This is a genomic window from Pseudoalteromonas sp. DL2-H2.2 (assembly GCF_021532535.1).
GTDB classification, from domain to species: Bacteria; Pseudomonadota; Gammaproteobacteria; order Enterobacterales; family Alteromonadaceae; genus Pseudoalteromonas; species Pseudoalteromonas rubra_A.
In genome coordinates this window covers 207,205-223,406 of sequence record NZ_JAKGBD010000001.1, presented here as the reverse complement: position 1 = coordinate 223,406, position 16,202 = coordinate 207,205, and the positions used below count along the sequence as shown (strand labels likewise).

General features: G+C 46.3%; 16 protein-coding genes. 9 read left to right on the top strand and 7 right to left on the bottom strand.

All coding sequences use genetic code 11. The features are described from left to right. Positions 1-27: 27 nt before the first annotated feature. Complete coding sequence (locus L1285_RS00900; protein ID WP_235410590.1) at positions 28-2,598, bottom strand: bifunctional diguanylate cyclase/phosphodiesterase; 2,571 nt, start codon at positions 2,596-2,598, stop codon at positions 28-30. A gap of 272 nt (positions 2,599-2,870) precedes the next feature. Continuing rightward, on the bottom strand, positions 2,871-4,475 hold the full coding sequence (locus tag L1285_RS00895) for a sensor domain-containing diguanylate cyclase (protein ID WP_235410589.1): 1,605 nt from the start codon (positions 4,473-4,475) through the stop codon (positions 2,871-2,873). A 305-nt stretch (positions 4,476-4,780) separates the two neighbouring features. Between L1285_RS00895 and L1285_RS00890 the strand changes: the two genes are divergently transcribed. Then, on the top strand, positions 4,781-4,978 hold the full coding sequence (locus tag L1285_RS00890; RefSeq protein WP_235410588.1) for a hypothetical protein: 198 nt from the start codon (positions 4,781-4,783) through the stop codon (positions 4,976-4,978). A gap of 92 nt (positions 4,979-5,070) precedes the next feature. Further along, a complete protein-coding gene (locus L1285_RS00885; RefSeq protein ID WP_235410587.1) occupies positions 5,071-5,529 on the top strand; it encodes a nuclear transport factor 2 family protein in 459 nt (152 codons plus the stop codon). Between the two features lie 9 nt (positions 5,530-5,538). Here L1285_RS00885 and L1285_RS00880 read toward each other — a convergent pair whose 3' ends face one another. After that, positions 5,539-6,120: a MarR family winged helix-turn-helix transcriptional regulator gene (locus tag L1285_RS00880; RefSeq protein WP_235410586.1), complete on the bottom strand. Its 582-nt coding sequence runs from the start codon at positions 6,118-6,120 to the stop codon at positions 5,539-5,541. 80 nt (positions 6,121-6,200) lie between these two features. Here L1285_RS00880 and L1285_RS00875 point away from each other — a divergent pair, with 80 nt between their 5' ends. From L1285_RS00875 to L1285_RS00860, 4 genes are all read left to right on the top strand, one after another. Next, on the top strand, positions 6,201-6,803 hold the full coding sequence (locus tag L1285_RS00875) for a carboxymuconolactone decarboxylase family protein (protein WP_235410585.1): 603 nt from the start codon (positions 6,201-6,203) through the stop codon (positions 6,801-6,803). Positions 6,804-6,950: 147 nt separating this feature from the next. Continuing rightward, positions 6,951-7,496, top strand: a complete 546-nt coding sequence (locus L1285_RS00870; RefSeq protein WP_046005214.1) for a GbsR/MarR family transcriptional regulator — start codon at positions 6,951-6,953, stop codon at positions 7,494-7,496. Between the two features lie 122 nt (positions 7,497-7,618). Then, the gene (locus tag L1285_RS00865) at positions 7,619-8,962 is read left to right on the top strand and encodes a cytochrome ubiquinol oxidase subunit I (protein ID WP_235410584.1); all 1,344 of its coding nucleotides are present in this window, start codon (positions 7,619-7,621) and stop codon (positions 8,960-8,962) included. Beyond that, entirely contained in the window at positions 8,955-9,953 is a 999-nt protein-coding gene (locus L1285_RS00860; protein WP_235410583.1) for a cytochrome d ubiquinol oxidase subunit II, read from the top strand. Before L1285_RS00865 ends, L1285_RS00860 begins: the two co-directional genes overlap by 8 nt. A gap of 75 nt (positions 9,954-10,028) precedes the next feature. On the opposite strand, the gene L1285_RS00855 is transcribed toward L1285_RS00860, so the two are convergent. Together L1285_RS00855 and L1285_RS00850 are read right to left on the bottom strand one after the other, a co-directional pair. Further along, the gene (locus L1285_RS00855; RefSeq protein ID WP_235410582.1) at positions 10,029-11,048 is read right to left on the bottom strand and encodes a lytic murein transglycosylase; all 1,020 of its coding nucleotides are present in this window, start codon (positions 11,046-11,048) and stop codon (positions 10,029-10,031) included. Next, positions 11,041-11,322 (bottom strand): YcgL domain-containing protein, encoded by a 282-nt coding sequence (locus L1285_RS00850; RefSeq protein WP_054016620.1) that lies wholly within the window; start codon positions 11,320-11,322, stop codon positions 11,041-11,043. The genes L1285_RS00855 and L1285_RS00850 overlap by 8 nt, the downstream gene beginning before the upstream one ends. A gap of 143 nt (positions 11,323-11,465) precedes the next feature. Here L1285_RS00850 and minC point away from each other — a divergent pair, with 143 nt between their 5' ends. Genes minC through minE form a run of 3 tightly spaced genes read left to right on the top strand, consistent with a single transcriptional unit; the run spans position 11,466 to position 13,247 of the window. Beyond that, positions 11,466-12,167, top strand: a complete 702-nt coding sequence (gene minC / locus L1285_RS00845; RefSeq protein ID WP_046005219.1) for a septum site-determining protein MinC — start codon at positions 11,466-11,468, stop codon at positions 12,165-12,167. 5 nt (positions 12,168-12,172) lie between these two features. Next, positions 12,173-12,982 (top strand): septum site-determining protein MinD, encoded by an 810-nt coding sequence (gene minD / locus L1285_RS00840; RefSeq protein ID WP_046005220.1) that lies wholly within the window; start codon positions 12,173-12,175, stop codon positions 12,980-12,982. A gap of 1 nt (position 12,983) precedes the next feature. Beyond that, positions 12,984-13,247 (top strand): cell division topological specificity factor MinE, encoded by a 264-nt coding sequence (minE, locus tag L1285_RS00835; protein WP_010381216.1) that lies wholly within the window; start codon positions 12,984-12,986, stop codon positions 13,245-13,247. 47 nt (positions 13,248-13,294) lie between these two features. On the opposite strand, the gene rnd is transcribed toward minE, so the two are convergent. Continuing rightward, positions 13,295-14,428 carry a ribonuclease D gene (gene rnd, locus L1285_RS00830; protein WP_235410581.1) on the bottom strand — a complete coding sequence of 378 codons (1,134 nt, stop codon included), beginning with the start codon at positions 14,426-14,428 and terminating at the stop codon, positions 13,295-13,297. 40 nt (positions 14,429-14,468) lie between these two features. Then, positions 14,469-16,118 carry a long-chain-fatty-acid--CoA ligase FadD gene (fadD, locus tag L1285_RS00825; RefSeq protein WP_235410580.1) on the bottom strand — a complete coding sequence of 550 codons (1,650 nt, stop codon included), beginning with the start codon at positions 16,116-16,118 and terminating at the stop codon, positions 14,469-14,471. Positions 16,119-16,202 lie beyond the last annotated feature (84 nt).

Here is a 16,202-nt window from a genome sequence, read left to right as displayed (position 1 = left end):
GGGCCGACTTCTGTGGCCCTTTTTTATTTAGTGTTGTTGAGAAGATTTACTTATGTATATCAGCTCATCGTTAAATACCTGACCAGAATTAAACTCCTGCAATAGTCTCAAGCTGGCTGAAAGCGGTTGGGCCGGGCTGTAGTAGAAGCCCTGTATATAATTACACCCAAGCTGTTCAAGCATGGCAAGCTGACTCTGAGACTCCACCCCTTCGGCAATCACTTTAATGCCCAGCTCATCGGCTAAATTAAGCAGACAGTTGATCATCACTTTTTTATTTTTGTCTGCCATCAGGCTGTCTACAAAAGACTTATCGATTTTCAGATAATCTACCTGATTTTCAATTAAGTGGCTAAGTGACGAGTATCCGGTACAGAAATCATCCAGTGCTATCTTCACCCCTTGCTCTCTGAGCTTAGACAGTAACTCCCAGGTATAACGGTTCGTTGCCATAGACTCAGTTACTTCAAGCGTCACCTTGTCAAAGGGAACCTCAGCGTTGCTGATGGCTTGCGTTACCAGCTTAAACTGGTCGTTACTGGTTTTAAATTCATTGACCGAGCGATTGATTGAAATACTGACATCTTCATACCCGTGCAAGTGCATCTCTTTAAGATCCTGGCACGCTTTTTCCAGTACAAATTGGCCTATCAGATGGATCAATCCAAACTCCTCTGCAATGGGAATAAAGGTGCCTGGTGATATCATCCCCTGCTCATCGTCAAACCACCTGACAAGCGCCTCAAATTTCACGATTTTTCTGCGCTGTACGTCGACGATGGGCTGGTAGTACACGGTTAACAGGTTAGATTTAAGCGCCGCTTTGAGTTTGTCCTTGAGCTTAATTTTGTTCAGGTAAGCATTTTGGATAGCCGCATTGTGCAGAGCAACATGGCCCCGATGGGTTTTCTTAGCACTCTCCAGTGCATGTGCCGCATTACGAATAAACTTAGCCGCCGTGATCCGCCCCCTATTCTCAAGCTGCGCGATACCTGTGCTTGCGCTGAGTTCGACGGTTAAGTCGTTAAAAACATAGGGCTGTTTAATTTTGTCACTGAGTTTTTTTGCTACCTGCAAAGCACTTTTAACATCTGTGTTATCCAGCAGGATGGTAAATTCGTCGCCGCCATAACGGGAGATGGTGTCTTTTTCTCTGATCCCATTTCGCAGCCTCTTTGCAACAGAAACCAGTACTTTGTCGCCGATTTCCGGCCCGTAAATATCGTTCACCTCTTTAAAGTGGTCAAGACCGATAAACAACAAAGAACACGGAGTATGCATACTGCGGCTGGCGGATATTTTTTCTTCTACAATGTCGATAAAGCAACGACGATTTAATAACGCGGTCAGAGGCTCATGATTGGCGTAAAACATGAGCTGCGCTTCATTGCGTTTCCAATCAGTAATGTCACGGAATATAGCAACGTAGTTAACGATTTCACCTTGCTCGTCTTTTACCAGGCTGAGTGTTAACTCCTCGGGGAAAATTTGCCCGTTCTTGCGACGGTTGAATATCTCACCTTTCCAGCAACCGGAATTCATCAGGCTGTTCCACATTTGGTGATAAAAGTCTCCACAGTGTTGCCCTGATGACAGTACTGACGGATCGCGCCCCATCAGCTCATGGCCGGTATAACCGGTTAAACGCTCGAACGCCCTGTTGACCATAATGATTTTATTGTCACCATCGGTGATCATAATGGCTTCAGTGGCATGTTCGAACACCACATTGGTTAGTTCGAGCTGTTTATTCAGTGAATAAATATAAGAGACGTCCTGAACAGTGGCACTAAAAACGCGCTCATCACGTTGCTCCTCGCACTGTTCAACCCGGCCGATAATACGATAGAGCCCACGCAGATTGGTACGTTTTTTATGGGCAACATTGACATCGATATAATCGAGGTGACCGGTGCGAAGCTTCTGGATAATAACCCTGAGCCGCTTTTGATCTGCTTCCGTTAAACAATCTGTGAAATCATCCAGAGTGAGTGTTTCTTCGCGGTGCTGCAACAGGCGGCGCATTTCGTGACTGAACACATGTTTGTCCCGGCTGATATTCCAAGTCCAGGAGCTTAATTTCGCGATCCGCTCACCTTTTGCAAGCTGCTTGACCAATATTTGCTGTGCCGCCATTTCGAGGTTGTGGTTCAGTTCAGCGCCGACCAGCAAGCTAAGTTCGCGGAACCAGTGGCGGTCCTCTTCACTCACGACAACTTTTTCATCAAACAAGCAGACCATAATACCAATTGGTTTATGATCCAATGCACGCAGGGTTACGCCAAGATACCCGTCGATATCGAATATCTTGAGGATCTCATCTTCTGCATACATCTGCTGCAAGTTACAACTAATGGAACATACACCCTGGCTGGTTTTGGCATCGTTACAAGGGGTGCCTTCAAGATCATAGATAATGTCATTTGACCTTTTGCCATCTACTGAGTAGGCGACCGTTTTAACCCGGGTATCCGCATCGATAAATTTACCAATCAAACAATGAGCCGGTTTGAATTTCTCATAGATCAAATCGAGCGCCAATTCATAGCGCGCCTCACTACTACATAGATTGTAAAATGTACTGAATGAAAAAGTCATTATTCGGCTAAGTTCTTATATTTTATTGTTTTCAATATCAACAGGTATTTTAACAAATTGCAATGATAGAATTAAAAGCAGTCTTATTCTCGATACAGATCAATAAACCGAACTTTATTCTGAGCACCGTCAATCCCTGCGCTACTTTCAGTAAGATGAGATGATGAAACCTCACCGTACTGAACCACCATATGATAATATTCATATCACAACACAGTATCAGGTTCAAACACTCCTTAACAAAACAAAATAATGGTTACTCAGATTTTTCACTAAACGGCATGCTGAGCAACATCATTGTTAGCGGCATGTACACTGTGCTTAGCCTGGCAAGTTTGATTGCGACCTTTGTTTTTTGCCTGATAGAGCGCTTGATCTGCCATCTTCAACGTCTCCGCTATGCTCTTGCTGTGTACTGGCCAACAGGCGATGCCAATTGATACTGTTACGGGCCTGGGTATGGGCATAGGGTATTCAGAGATAGCAATACGCAAGCGCTCTGCGATGCTCAATGCCCGGTTCGCATCAACAAAGGGCATAAAAATTAGAAATTCTTCACCACCGCTGCGACATACAAAATCATGACTTCGCGCATTTTTTTTCATTACACCTGCCAAAGCACATAGCACCTCATCGCCCACCCCATGACCAAACTCATCGTTGATTGACTTAAAATGGTCAACATCCAATGCCAAAACGGAAAACTGGTAGTGCATATTTTTGACATTGTCCAGCCACAGCTGCATTGCCAGGCGGTTGTTAAGCTTGGTAAGGGGATCCATTTTTCTGTCCTGCTCCAGCTCTTTGATTTCCTGTCCCAACAACTCCGAGCTATTCAGGATGGCAGACTTCAGATTTTCTGCCTCAAAGTACCAGGCAGGGGTTTGATCGATACAGCGCAAATTACCCGGGCTCAATGAGCTGACACTCTGTGCCAGTTGAGCAAGTGGCCTGGCAATAACAAAACCGGCAATCAGCGTCGCGGCTAAAATGGCCAGCGCAAACGGCAAGGTAGAGTACAGCACATTGGTATGCGTCTGATTGAGCTCAGCAACGATACTGGTCAAAGCGCGTTGGCTGACAATCCCCCAACCGGTATTGCTTACCGGGGCATATCCCGCCAACATGTTTTCACCCTGACTGTTTAGCGTTTCTGTCGCACCAGATTGCCCGTTTAACACCGCGTTAATCGCCACATTATCCCCGATATATTCTCCAACACGGGCGTTATCTTTGTGGTATATCAGCCGTTTACTTTTATCTACCACATAGACATACGAATGATCCGATGCATGATGAGTGCCCAGTAGCTGATTTAAAATGGTATTACCCTGCAAGTAAATGCCACCAGCAATAAAGCCGAGATAAGTGCCATCAGCGGCAAACACCGGGAAAGTCGGGCTGACCAATAGATTGCCCGCGGGCGAGACAAAGGGGTCAAGAATATGGGGCTGCTGTAGTTCTATCGGCAAAGATAAAGCAGGATCGAGCGTCAAGCCTTTCAGCGCAAGATTAGAAGGCTGAGCTGAAATGATCTTACGCTGCGCATCAATCACCACCAGCGAATCAAAGCTATTGGTTTGTGTCAGTAAGCGTCCCAGTTCAGCATCAATGGCCTGGCTGTCATCAAAGTGATTTGCAATATGACCGGCGCTCACCTGTAACTGGCTGTTCAACGATTGCAAAAACAGTTCAGTGACCTCAGCGAGCTTCTGCGCATATGCCTGATTGGACGCGAGTGTATCTTTAATAAATGCGCGTTCATGTACGCGATAACTCGCCATCAATGCGCTGTACACGGACAACACTATCCCGGCACTTACCAGTAATAATATCAGCTGTTTTAGATCCAATTTCCAGCGATGGGTGATTTTCACACTTCCCTCCCAATACAAGCACCAACATGGCCACTTGCTTTATTGTAAATTATTGCAAGATAGAATACTTATTCTGGGTCAAATTCTCTGTGCCTAAAGTACTTACACTGCACATTCGCTGTAATATGATTGACTTGGGACCACTGAGGATGAGTAAAAGGATGAGAAGTAGCGCCAGAAACCATCCTTTTTAACCAGCTAAAAAAATAAAAAACAGAAATTACTATCAAGTTTATGCGCTCTACTTTATAATGTGGTTGATATTTAACCAAGCCAGTTTTACCGAAATGAAAAAGAAAGCCCGAATGAACCCACTCGTCACCCACTTTACGTTCGCCAGTATTATTTTGGCCATGTTGTGGATGTTTGTTCAGGATAAAGACACCCTGTTGACGGGCAGCGCCCTGGTGCTGGCTTATATTGTGTGTGCACTAGCCTATCGAATGATTGCAGCGCGAGAAGCATTCAAAAACGCCAGCAAACAGTCCCACAAAAAACATTAACGCCTGACGCAATACAGGTGCCAGGATAACACTTGGCCTCTGTATTGGAGTGTGCAATCATCCGAATACACCATTACAACAGGAACTTATAAATGTATCGTCGAATGCTGCCACTCCTTCTGCTACTAGGCGGCTGCGCCTCGCACCCGCCCTCAGACTCAGTACAACTTTGCCAGACTCTCGTTTACGCCTATCCGGAAATACGCGACAACGGAAGCGCTGAGCAATACGCAGATTTATTCACGGATAACGCCCGCTTTAGCGTTGATAAACTGAACATCGAGCTCGATGGTAAGGCGCAGATAGTGGCGCGCTTTAACAAAGCACGCAAGAATACCACAACGGTTCATATGATGACCTCCACGCGTCAATACCGCCAAAACACAACTCTTGCAGCAGAATCTCATTTTATTCTGCTACTTAAGAGCAAGGCGCAGCCTGATACGACAAAAATTATCAACGGCCGTTATCTCGATACCTTTGATTACGACGAGACGCAATGTCGCTTCAGTAACAGGACTGTGCTGATTGACCGCATGGATGTCTTATAGTTAGAACCGCTAGTTTTGATTGCTGCGTTTATGCCAGCGCAGCATTTCTTTATGGTCTCGTGTTACAACCTGTCCTTTAGCCTCCATTTCAGTTACTTCGTTAGCCAGTATTTCTTCTGCAGTTAATTCCAGTTTCATCAGCAAGCCGCTTAATAACGTCTTTTCGTCATCGGACATGTGGGCAGTCAACTTTTCTTCTCGTTTGCGTATATGCGCCGTGACTTCCCTATACACCTTTTCCCCTGCTTGCGTTAAAGCCACAGGCTTACTTTTGCCAGACAGTTCGGTTGCACGCACCAGATCCAGCTTTAACAGCGCATTCACCGCACGAGTCACCGAATAGGGGTCTAGTCGAGACTGGTAACTCACTTCGGCAGCCGTGACGGGCCCATACGACCCGACGTTAAGTAACACGCGTAATTCCCGGGTGTTTAGCTCTGTCAGCGAGCGGATCACCGGATCCCGGTCCAGTGATAACAGGTTACTGACCACAGCAACCTGAAATGGTACGTGCTCTATCAGGTCGAGCGCGTCTTTGCCTTCATTTGTTACTGCCAGTGCCCGCTTTCTGTTGGCAATGGCTTTTTTCATATCATTGTCACTGGACAATTTGTACCTCTACACATATAGTTGTTGCATATGCAACATATAAAACATCAACAGGAACCAGTATGCCTTTAGTTAAGCCTTTGTCACAAGAACATGATCAGGAAGTCGCAGAACTTGCGAAGTTTTTTAATGAAACCCTGGGCTTTTGTCCAAATAGTGTACTCACCATGCAAATTCGCCCGGCAATTGCCCGCGCCTTTATCAACTTAAACAAAGCCGTGATGGAAAATCATGGTCGGGTCACATCAGAACTAAAGCGACTGATTGGCTACATTACCAGTGCAAACACAGGGTGCCGCTACTGTGAAGCACATACCATATTAGCAGCACAGCGCTACGGCGGCAGTGATGAGAGACTCGCTACTATCTGGCAGTTCAGAGAAAGTGACGTATTTACAGCCGCTGAAAAAGCCGCATTTGAATTTGCGCTGGCCGCCTCCAGCGTGCCAAATGCCGTGGACGCCTCGATTGAAAGCGCCATGCAGGCGCACTGGGATGACGGGGAAATCGTTGAAATTCTTGGTGTGATCGCTCTGTTTGGCTATCTCAATCGCTGGAACGACTCTATGGCGACAACATTAGAGCCAGGCGCCATCGACGCCGGTGAAACATTGCTTAATGAGCGCTGGGAAACCGGTAAACATAGTAGCCAGCCTGCCAAATAAACCGAACATCCTTCAACCGATGGGCAAGCACCTACCTATGCTGCCCATTTTTGACCTCTTATACCTGAAAATTAGTTGAACAATTGGCTTGATCCAAATCAATCAGCACTATATATTAAAGTTTCAATAATTACTGAAACTTTAAAAATGCAGCTATCACCTAAAATCGAAAACTTCGTTCTCCATTGTGGAGAAATGGGAAGCCGCTGGGGCTTCAATCGCACCATTGGCCAAATGGTTGGCTTGCTGGTTATCAATGAGAAGCCGTTAACGGCCAATGAGATTGCCGAAGCACTCAAGATCTCGCGAGGTAATGTCAGCATGGGGATCAAAGAGCTGCAATCATGGCAACTGGTTAAAGTTCATCATATTCCCGGTGACAGAAAAGAGTACTATTCACCAAATGGCAGTATCTGGGACCTGGCAAACCGCGTTTTTGAAGAACGCCGTAAACGTGAAATTGACCCCACCCTAACCTTGTTGCGTGACCAGATTCTCGACAGCGCGAATTCACCAGAAGAAAAATACGCGCAAGAACAAATGCAATCTATTCACGACTTGCTGGAAACAGTGACCAAGTGGTCTGCCGAACTGCAACGCCTGACACCTGAGCAGTTGCAATCTTTGATGAAGCTCGGCTCGTCGGTCAGCAAGGTGATTGATTTGAAGGACAAGCTACTCAGAAAATCTTAAAAGAGTGGCTTTTGAAAAGGATTTTTTCATTGTGCGCGGTTCGTGCCCGCGCACTGAGTCGTATCAGTCACCGTTTGCCTGACTCAGGCTCAACCAGGCTGATATAATATGCGAGGTGCGTCATGCTTGATACCCTACTGTTGTCGCGTATTCAATTTGCGGCAAATATAAGCTTTCATATTCTTTTTCCTACCATCACCATCGCTTTGGCCTGGTTTCTGGTGTTCTTCAAGTTCCGTTACGACCGAACCGGCGAAGCGGTTTGGCTGCGGGCCTACCGGTTTTGGGTGAAAATATTTGCCCTCACTTTTGCGCTCGGCGTGGTCAGCGGTATCACCATGTCTTTTCAGTTTGGTACCAACTGGCCCGGATTTATGGAGCGCGTCGGCAATATAGCAGGACCCTTACTTGGCTATGAAGTGCTAACCGCCTTTTTTATGGAAGCGACCTTTTTAGGCATTATGCTGTTTGGCATGAAACGTGTCAGTCCGCGCCTGCATACCTTTGCGACATTCATAGTTGCTATAGGCACCACCCTGTCGGCTTTTTGGATCTTGTCTTTGAACAGCTGGCTGCAAACCCCGACTGGCTACACCCTGGTAGATGGCGTGTTCTATCCCAAAGACTGGTTTGAGATCATCTTTAATCCATCATTTGGTTATCGCTTTTTTCATATGTTGCTGGCAAGCGGGCTCACCGCGTCTTTTCTGGTCGCCGGGATTAGCGCGTATCGCCTGCTCAAAGAGGATCATAAGCACGCTCCCAAGTTGACTTTAAAAGTATCGCTCACGGTCGCAGCCCTGCTCGCCCCGATGCAGATGTTTGTCGGCGACCTGCATGGCCTGAACACCTTCGAGCACCAACCACAAAAAGTAGCCGCGATGGAAGGGGTATGGGAAACCGAACAAGGGGCGCCTTTGCTACTCTTTGCTATGCCGGATGAGCAACAAAGAACCAATCACTTTGAAATCGCCATTCCCAAGCTGGCGAGTCTGATCCTGACACACGAGGCTGAAGGCGAAATTAAAGGACTTAATGAATTTAAAGGGGAACACCCGCCGGTTAAACCTGTATTTTTTGGTTTTCGGATCATGGTAGGGATAGGCGTTTTAATGATACTCGTCGCCTTAGTGACCCGTTATACCTTATGGAAGCACTCGACCCTCCCGACCTGGCAGCTTAAAGCCTTAGTAGTCATGACATTTTCAGGGTGGATTGCCACGCTAGCAGGCTGGTACGTCACTGAAATTGGTCGCCAGCCGTTTATGGTCAGTGGTCTGGTTAAAATTGAGGAGCTGGTTACAAACGTCCCCAGTGAACACGTCTTGCTGACCTTGATTGGTTACCTGACTTTATATGCAGTTTTGCTGGCAGCTTACATCAAAACGCTGTTCTACACCGCGCGCAATGCCGTTCAAGTTGAAGAGTACCAGACAACACCAGTTCAGGGAGGCCAATATGTTTAGCGCTGAATATCTTGCATTACTTTATAGTGCGCTGATGGCACTGGCGATTATCGTTTACGCTGTACTGGACGGCTATGACCTGGGGGTCGGTATTTTGTTACCGGGTAACAATAAACCCGCAGCGGATACCATGATAGCGTCAATTGGTCCTTTCTGGGATGCCAATGAAACCTGGCTGGTGCTGGCTGTAGGCCTTGCATTAATCGCGTTTCCTTCCGCCCACTCGATTATCTTGCAAGCGCTCTATTTACCCATCGCGTTTATGCTGCTGGGATTAATTTTAAGAGGGGTCGCTTTTGATTTTCGCGCCAAAGCGAAAACTCATTACCGGCAAACCTGGGATCGTTGTTTCAAGCTGGGCAGTCTGATCACCGCATTTACGCAGGGGTATATGCTGGGCCTGTATGTGATGTCTTTTGAACACAGCCTGGCGAGTCACCTGTTTGCTACGCTCAGTGGTGTTGGCGTGATTGCGGCTTACACCTTAATTGGAGCAGGCTGGTTAATCATGAAATGCGAAGGCGAGATACAAAGCGCTGCTATCCGCTGGTGTCGACTGAGTAACCTGATTGCTTTGCTGGGCGTACTGGCAGTTTCTGTGGTTAATCCGCTGATTAATGCTTACGTTCAGACACGCTGGTTTGGTACCGAGATAAGCCTGTTACTGCTGCCACTGCCATTAATCTGTATGGTGCTCTTTGTCATACAAGACAGAGTGTTGGTAAAACTCAATCGCAACCCTAGCCATGGTTGCTGGTTACCTTTTGCCATCACAGTGATGATATTTTTACTGTGCTTCTTTGGCCTGGTATACAGCTTCTTCCCATATGTTGTACCAGGTACACTCACCATATTCGAAGCTCTTGCCGATCCGTCTGCCCTCACCTTTATGCTCTACGGCGTAGTGCTGGTGGTGCCGGCTATCATTGGCTACACGTTGTTTTCTTATCGGGTTTTCTGGGGAAAAACTCAGGACCTGAGCTACTACTGATTTTCACTTGCATTAGCCCAACCAAAAAGGCAGCCCGCACGCTGCCTTTTTTATTGTTGCTTTCTATCTGAATGACTAGATTTTCGGATAGCCAATACGATCAGATAAATAACCTACACTGGTTGCGAAATAGTAGCTACGGTTCCAGTTCATCAGCGCTTTGTAGTTGTTGTAAGCCAGATACATACGACCGTTCATATCATCGGGCATGACTAACGCGGCGCTAATATTTACCTTAGGTAAATCAGTGCCATCAGCACGTCTTACACCCAGGCTCTGCCACTCTTCTAGAGAGCGCTCAGAATCACGCCAGAACTCCAGCCATTGCTTGTGGTTTTTCGAACCGCGTTTGAGCACATACTGGCTCGGGAAGTCCTCTGGTAATTTAACCTGGCGACCCCAGGTCAGGTTATCGTTCCAGCCCACGCTTTTAAGGTAGTTTGCTATCGAGGCAAGAGCATCTTCTTTACTGGTCCAGATGTCTTTTTTGCCATCATTGTTGTAATCAACGGCATAAGAGTTGAATGACGTTGGCATAAACTGGGACTGGCCCATGGCGCCGGCCCAGGAGCCCTTGAAATTGTCGATGTTAACGTGGCCATCTTTGAGAATATCCAACGCAGCCCATAACTGACGCTTGTACAAGGCTTCGCGGCGACCATCAAACGCCAAAGTGACGAGTGAACTGATCACAGGGTAGCCGCCCTGGACGCGGCCAAAACTACTTTCAAGTCCCCATAGGGCAACAATAAAGCGCCCCTGCACGCCAAAATCTTGGCTGATCTTATCCAGCAGCACTTTATTTTCTTTGTAGAGCTTTCTTGCTCGCTGAACTTTCCAGTCTGGTACGCGTTTAGGTAAATAAGTTTCCAGCGTCTCGACTATTTCTGGCTGGTTCTTATCCTGTTTAATCACTTTCTTTTTAAATTTAACCGTGCTGAACGCCTGGTCAATCAAAGCCTGTTCATAGCCTCTTTCGCGGGCTTCAGCTTTTAGCACTTCAACGTAGCTATCGAAGCGCGCCTGGTCATCCGCTTTTACGCTTTGCGATGCCAGACATAAAGATACGAATAATGCGGATAGTGTTTTAGTCACTTTTTACTCCGTTTTGTCTTTTTAATTCGTCCAGAAGATTTTCTTGTGGAGGCGGCAGCTGCAAATAAAACCCATCGTCGATTAATTTTTGCTTAACGTTACTTAAATCCGCAACCCCAAGTTTGGTGCGTTTTGCTAAATCCACAATGATTACAAATATTGGCGTACCAAAAGTAGCCATTAAAGGGTCAGGGACTTTGCTAAAATCGTCTCGTTTTTCAATAAAAAGATAGGTATCGGCTTTTTTACTACTTTTATATACTGCGGCTAGCATTATAACCCTATAAAATCTTGCTAATCTGAGAGCAGCACTATACCATGACCTATATACTATTTGGAAAGTTTTGCGACTCTCAAACGTACAGAGTACGGGGTCAGAACAATATTAATCAGAGTTCGCACTGGTATTGAGCGCTTATGTCTACACAGTCTTTTGAATTGAAGGGAAACCTGTTTACACTCTCAGTTTTACACCTCTTCGATGCCGACCTTGGCAATGTAAAACAACAACTGAGTGATAAAATTTCCCAGGCTCCAAAATTTTTTAAAGGGGCACCTATCGTCATCAATCTTGCCGACGTCCAGGAACAGAGTATTGTCCTTAGCGATTTAAAACGCATTCTTACAGAGCTGGCTTTAAACCCGGTTGGTATATGTAATGGTACAGAACAGCACAATGCTGAGGCAAAAGAAATAGGCCTCTCCGTACTTAACTATACTAAAGACGTTAAGCCTGTGACTCAGGAGAGTGCTGACACGCAAGTGGTGGAAAAAGAAGTCTATCTCGGCGCCCAGGTTATCAACAGCACAGTACGCTCTGGGCAACAAATTTACGCGAAGGACCGGGACCTCATTGTACTGGGCGCGGTCAGCCATGGTGCAGAGGTCATTGCCGATGGCAATATTCACATCTATGGCACGCTCAGAGGACGTGCTATCGCTGGTGCGCAAGGAAATCACGAGGCAAGTATTTACTGCCAAAAGCTGGAAGCAGAACTGGTTTCAGTCGGTGGCAGTTATTGGATCAGTGACTCTTTACAGGGAGAACACTGGGGCAAAGCCTGCCAGATTTCACAAAATAACGAATCATTAGAATTAACAGCATTGGTCAAAGGATAATTCAGATGGCAAAGATTATTGTCGTAACTTCAGGTAAAGGTGGTGTAGGTAAAACCACATCAAGTGCAGCGATCGGCACAGGTCTGGCACTTAAAGGATACAAAACAGCCATTATCGACTTTGATATTGGCCTGCGTAACCTAGATCTCATCATGGGCTGCGAACGTCGTGTTGTCTATGATTTTGTCAACGTCATCAATGGCGAAGCCAATCTGAATCAGGCATTGATAAAAGATAAGCGTGTTGAAAAGCTTTATATTTTACCGGCTTCACAAACTCGCGACAAAGATGCCCTGACTAAAGAAGGCGTTGAACGCGTACTGAAAGACATGTCGGAAGACTTTGATTTCATCATCTGCGATTCACCTGCGGGGATCGAGGCCGGTGCAATGATGGCCCTATATTTCGCTGACGAAGCGATTGTCACCACTAACCCGGAAGTGTCTTCTGTCCGCGACTCAGATCGCATTTTGGGCATTTTACAAAGTAAGTCAAAACGTGCGGAAGATGGCCTGGAGCCAGTCAAAGAGCACCTTTTGCTTACCCGTTATAACCCAGAGCGTGTTGAAAGCGGCGACATGCTATCGGTTGAAGATGTCCAGGAAATCTTGGCCATCGATTTACTCGGCGTGATCCCTGAGTCTAAAGCGGTACTGAATGCATCTAACTCAGGACAACCCGTTATCCTGGATACAGAGTCGGACGCAGGCCAGGCATACAGCGATGCCATCAATCGTTTGTTGGGCGAAATCGTCGACTTCAGGTTTTTGAATGTTGAAAAGAAAGGACTGCTAAAGCGGATTTTTGGAGGTTAATGTGTCTTTACTTGATTATTTTCGATCCGAGAAAAAGTCCAGCGCATCGCTGGCTAAAGAGCGGCTACAAATAATCGTTGCCCATGAACGCTCCAAGCGTGGCACCCCCGATTATCTGCCTCAGTTAAAGCAGGATATACTGGAAGTGATCCGTAAGTATGTCAAAGTAGACTCTGACGCAGTGAATGTGCAGTTTGAGCAAAATGAAGATGATTTGGCGGTACTGGAGCTCAATGTGACGCTCCCGGATGACGAGCAAAAATAAAGTCTCTATAAAAAAGCCGCACACTGTGCGGCTTTTTCATCTTCGCGTTAAGCAATATGCCACTTCGACAGCGCGTCTTTAAGTATCTCGTGACGCCAACCCTGAAATAGATCAGGTTTCAGGAAAGTCTTTCTCTGTTGTTCATCCAGCTTCCAGTTCCAGCCAATCACCTGATTGATCTGCTTTTTCGAAGCAAATACATCCACCGGAATATCGTGTTCCCTGGCCACTTCTGCGATTGCTTGCTTTATTTCTTTCGCGGCCCCTTTGTATCCGGGATAATCAATCAGCCGTTGCACGCGCGCAGGTAGCTCTGACTCCGGTACCGCTTTACCCGCTTCAATACAGGCGAGAATTTCTTTTCCTGAGCGATTCACTTCCATTGGCTCAACACCCGGTACATTTCGCAAGCTGTTTAGAGAGCCCGGTCTGCGCTTAGCTATTTCGACCATATTATGTTCTTTTAGCACAAAATTGAGGGCCAAATTCTTTTTCTCGGCCTTGTTCTGTCGCCAACTGGCCAGTGTTCTTAAAACGGCAAGATCACGCGGCTTTAGCTGCCAGACATTTTTGATACCGAGGTAGAGGTAGTGATCCGGCGTTCTGAATGCGCGCTTTTGGGCGATCAACTGCGATTCACATGTCACTATGTGCGATAACCCTTTTTCGGCAATCTTTTTGCTGATGGTCTGATAACATGGCAGAAGGTAAAATACGTCTGCTGCGGCATATTCCAGCTGACTTGCCTGCAATGGGCGCTTTAGCCAATCCGTTCTGGACATACTTTTATCGAGCTCAATATCGAGCATCGACTTAACCATGTTGGCAAAACCCACACAATTACCCTCTCCGAGCAACTGCAGTGCAAATTGAGTGTCAAACAAAGGTGTCGGCACAAAACCCGCAAACTTTTGAAATACTTCAATATCTTCAGAGGGCGAATGCAATACTTTGACAATCTGTTCATCGCGAAGTAAATGCCATAACCCTGAAAAATCTAGCTCACTTAACGGGTCTATCAACGCCAGATGCTCGCCATCGTATACCTGAATTAAGGCAATCTCAGGATACAAAGTTCTGCGGCGCATAAATTCAGTGTCTATAGCCAACACCTGACTATCTGACAGGTTGGCTATAAAGGCATCGAGCTCTGCTTGTTGCTGGATAAATTGATACTGCACATTTACTCCCTATAAAAAACCGGCTTTCGCCGGTTTCTTTTTACTTTAATGCCCTACGCAATATTTTGCCAACATTGGTCTTTGGTAATTCATCTCTGAATTCGACCAATTTAGGGACTTTATAATTGGTTAGCTTGTCGCGACAGTGTTTTATTATATCTTTTTCTGTCAAAGATGGATCCTTTCTTACAACAAAAACTTTAACCTGTTCACCACTTACATCGTGCGGCACACCAATGGCAGCAACTTCTAGTACACCATCGTGCATCGCAACCACTTCTTCAATTTCGTTAGGGAAGACGTTAAAACCAGATACCAGGATCATGTCTTTCTTACGGTCTACGATATAGAAGAAGCCTTCGTCATCGTAAATGGCAATATCGCCGGTGGCAAACCAGCCATCTTGCAAACACTCTGCCGTTGCGTCAGGGCGGTTATAATAGCCAGCCATGACTTGCGGTCCTTTAACACACAGCTCACCGGGCTCGCCTTTTGGTACTTCTTCGCCCTGATCATTAATGATTTTCAAGTCTGTGCTTGGTGCCGGTAAGCCGATAGAACCGTTATAGCCATTCAAGTCCCAAGGGCATATTGTAACCAGAGGCGCACACTCAGTCAGGCCATAGCCTTCCATCAGTTTACTTTGTGTCACTTTCTGCCAGCGCTCAGCAACCGGGCGCTGCACCGCCATACCACCGCCTAATGACATCTTCAAAGTGGAAAAGTCCAGCTCTGAGAATCCTGGTGTGTTTAACAGCCCATTGAATAAGGTGTTCACGCCTGTGATGGCCGTAAACGGGTATTTTGCCAGTTCTTTAACGAAACCAGGCATGTCCCGCGGGTTCGTGATCAAAATATTGTGACCGCCATACTTCATAAAAGTCAGGCAGTTCGCTGTCAGTGCGAAAATATGATACAGCGGCAGCGCCGTAATAACGACTTCTTTGCCTTTGTCGAGCACCTTATCCAGGCAGCCAGACACCTGTTCCAGGTTGGCAACCATATTACCATGGGTCAGCATGGCACCTTTAGATACGCCCGTGGTACCGCCTGTATACTGTAAAAATGCCAGATCATTGAGGTCAATCTCAGGTACCTTATACTGACCCGGATCAGCCTTGATAGCATCAGCAAATGGAATTGCATTAGGCAAACTATAGTCGGGCACCATTTTCTTCAGCTTTTTAACAACGAAGTTGACCAAATGCTTTTTGACGCCACCTAGCATGTCACCAATTTGTGTTACAACGATATGTTTAACACCCGTCGTAGGCAATGCCTTCTCGAGTGTATGTGCAAAATTGGCCAATATGAAGATTGCTTTCGCTTCTGAATCATTGAGCTGATGTTCAAGCTCTCGTACCGTGTACAAAGGATTGACATTGACTACCGTACAACCGGCTCGCAGCACACCTAAGATGGTTACGGGGGTTTGTAGCAAGTTTGGCATCATCACCGCTACTTTGTCCCCTTTGCCTAACTTGAGGGTGTTTTGGATATACCCGGCAACTGCCTTGGTTGCTTCATCAACTTGTTGGTAAGTCATTGTTTTACCCATGTTACTGTATGCAGGTAACTGGGCAAACTCTTTAAAACTGTTGTCGAATAATTCAAGCAGCGAGTTGTAGTGTTCTGGGTCGATTGTTTCAGGCATCCCCTCGGGGTAGCGCTTTAACCAGATTTTTTCCACTCTTAGCTCCTGTGTTCTCGTTATTTTTTATATTGGTCTTACCTTAATATGCTTAAGGCACACAAACAATTGAGTAAATACTCT

Coding starts and splice junctions, on each gene's coding strand:
- L1285_RS00875 (WP_235410585.1), top strand. CDS start 6,201: ATGCCTTTAGTTAAGCCTTTGTCACAAGAACATGATCAGGAAGTCGCA.
- minD (WP_046005220.1), top strand. CDS start 12,173: ATGGCAAAGATTATTGTCGTAACTTCAGGTAAAGGTGGTGTAGGTAAA.
- L1285_RS00880 (WP_235410586.1), bottom strand. CDS start 6,120: ATGAAAAAAGCCATTGCCAACAGAAAGCGGGCACTGGCAGTAACAAAT.
- L1285_RS00865 (WP_235410584.1), top strand. CDS start 7,619: ATGCTTGATACCCTACTGTTGTCGCGTATTCAATTTGCGGCAAATATA.
- L1285_RS00850 (WP_054016620.1), bottom strand. CDS start 11,322: ATGCTAGCCGCAGTATATAAAAGTAGTAAAAAAGCCGATACCTATCTT.
- L1285_RS00870 (WP_046005214.1), top strand. CDS start 6,951: ATGCAGCTATCACCTAAAATCGAAAACTTCGTTCTCCATTGTGGAGAA.
- L1285_RS00900 (WP_235410590.1), bottom strand. CDS start 2,598: ATGACTTTTTCATTCAGTACATTTTACAATCTATGTAGTAGTGAGGCG.
- L1285_RS00885 (WP_235410587.1), top strand. CDS start 5,071: ATGTATCGTCGAATGCTGCCACTCCTTCTGCTACTAGGCGGCTGCGCC.
- minC (WP_046005219.1), top strand. CDS start 11,466: ATGTCTACACAGTCTTTTGAATTGAAGGGAAACCTGTTTACACTCTCA.
- L1285_RS00860 (WP_235410583.1), top strand. CDS start 8,955: ATGTTTAGCGCTGAATATCTTGCATTACTTTATAGTGCGCTGATGGCA.
- L1285_RS00890 (WP_235410588.1), top strand. CDS start 4,781: ATGAACCCACTCGTCACCCACTTTACGTTCGCCAGTATTATTTTGGCC.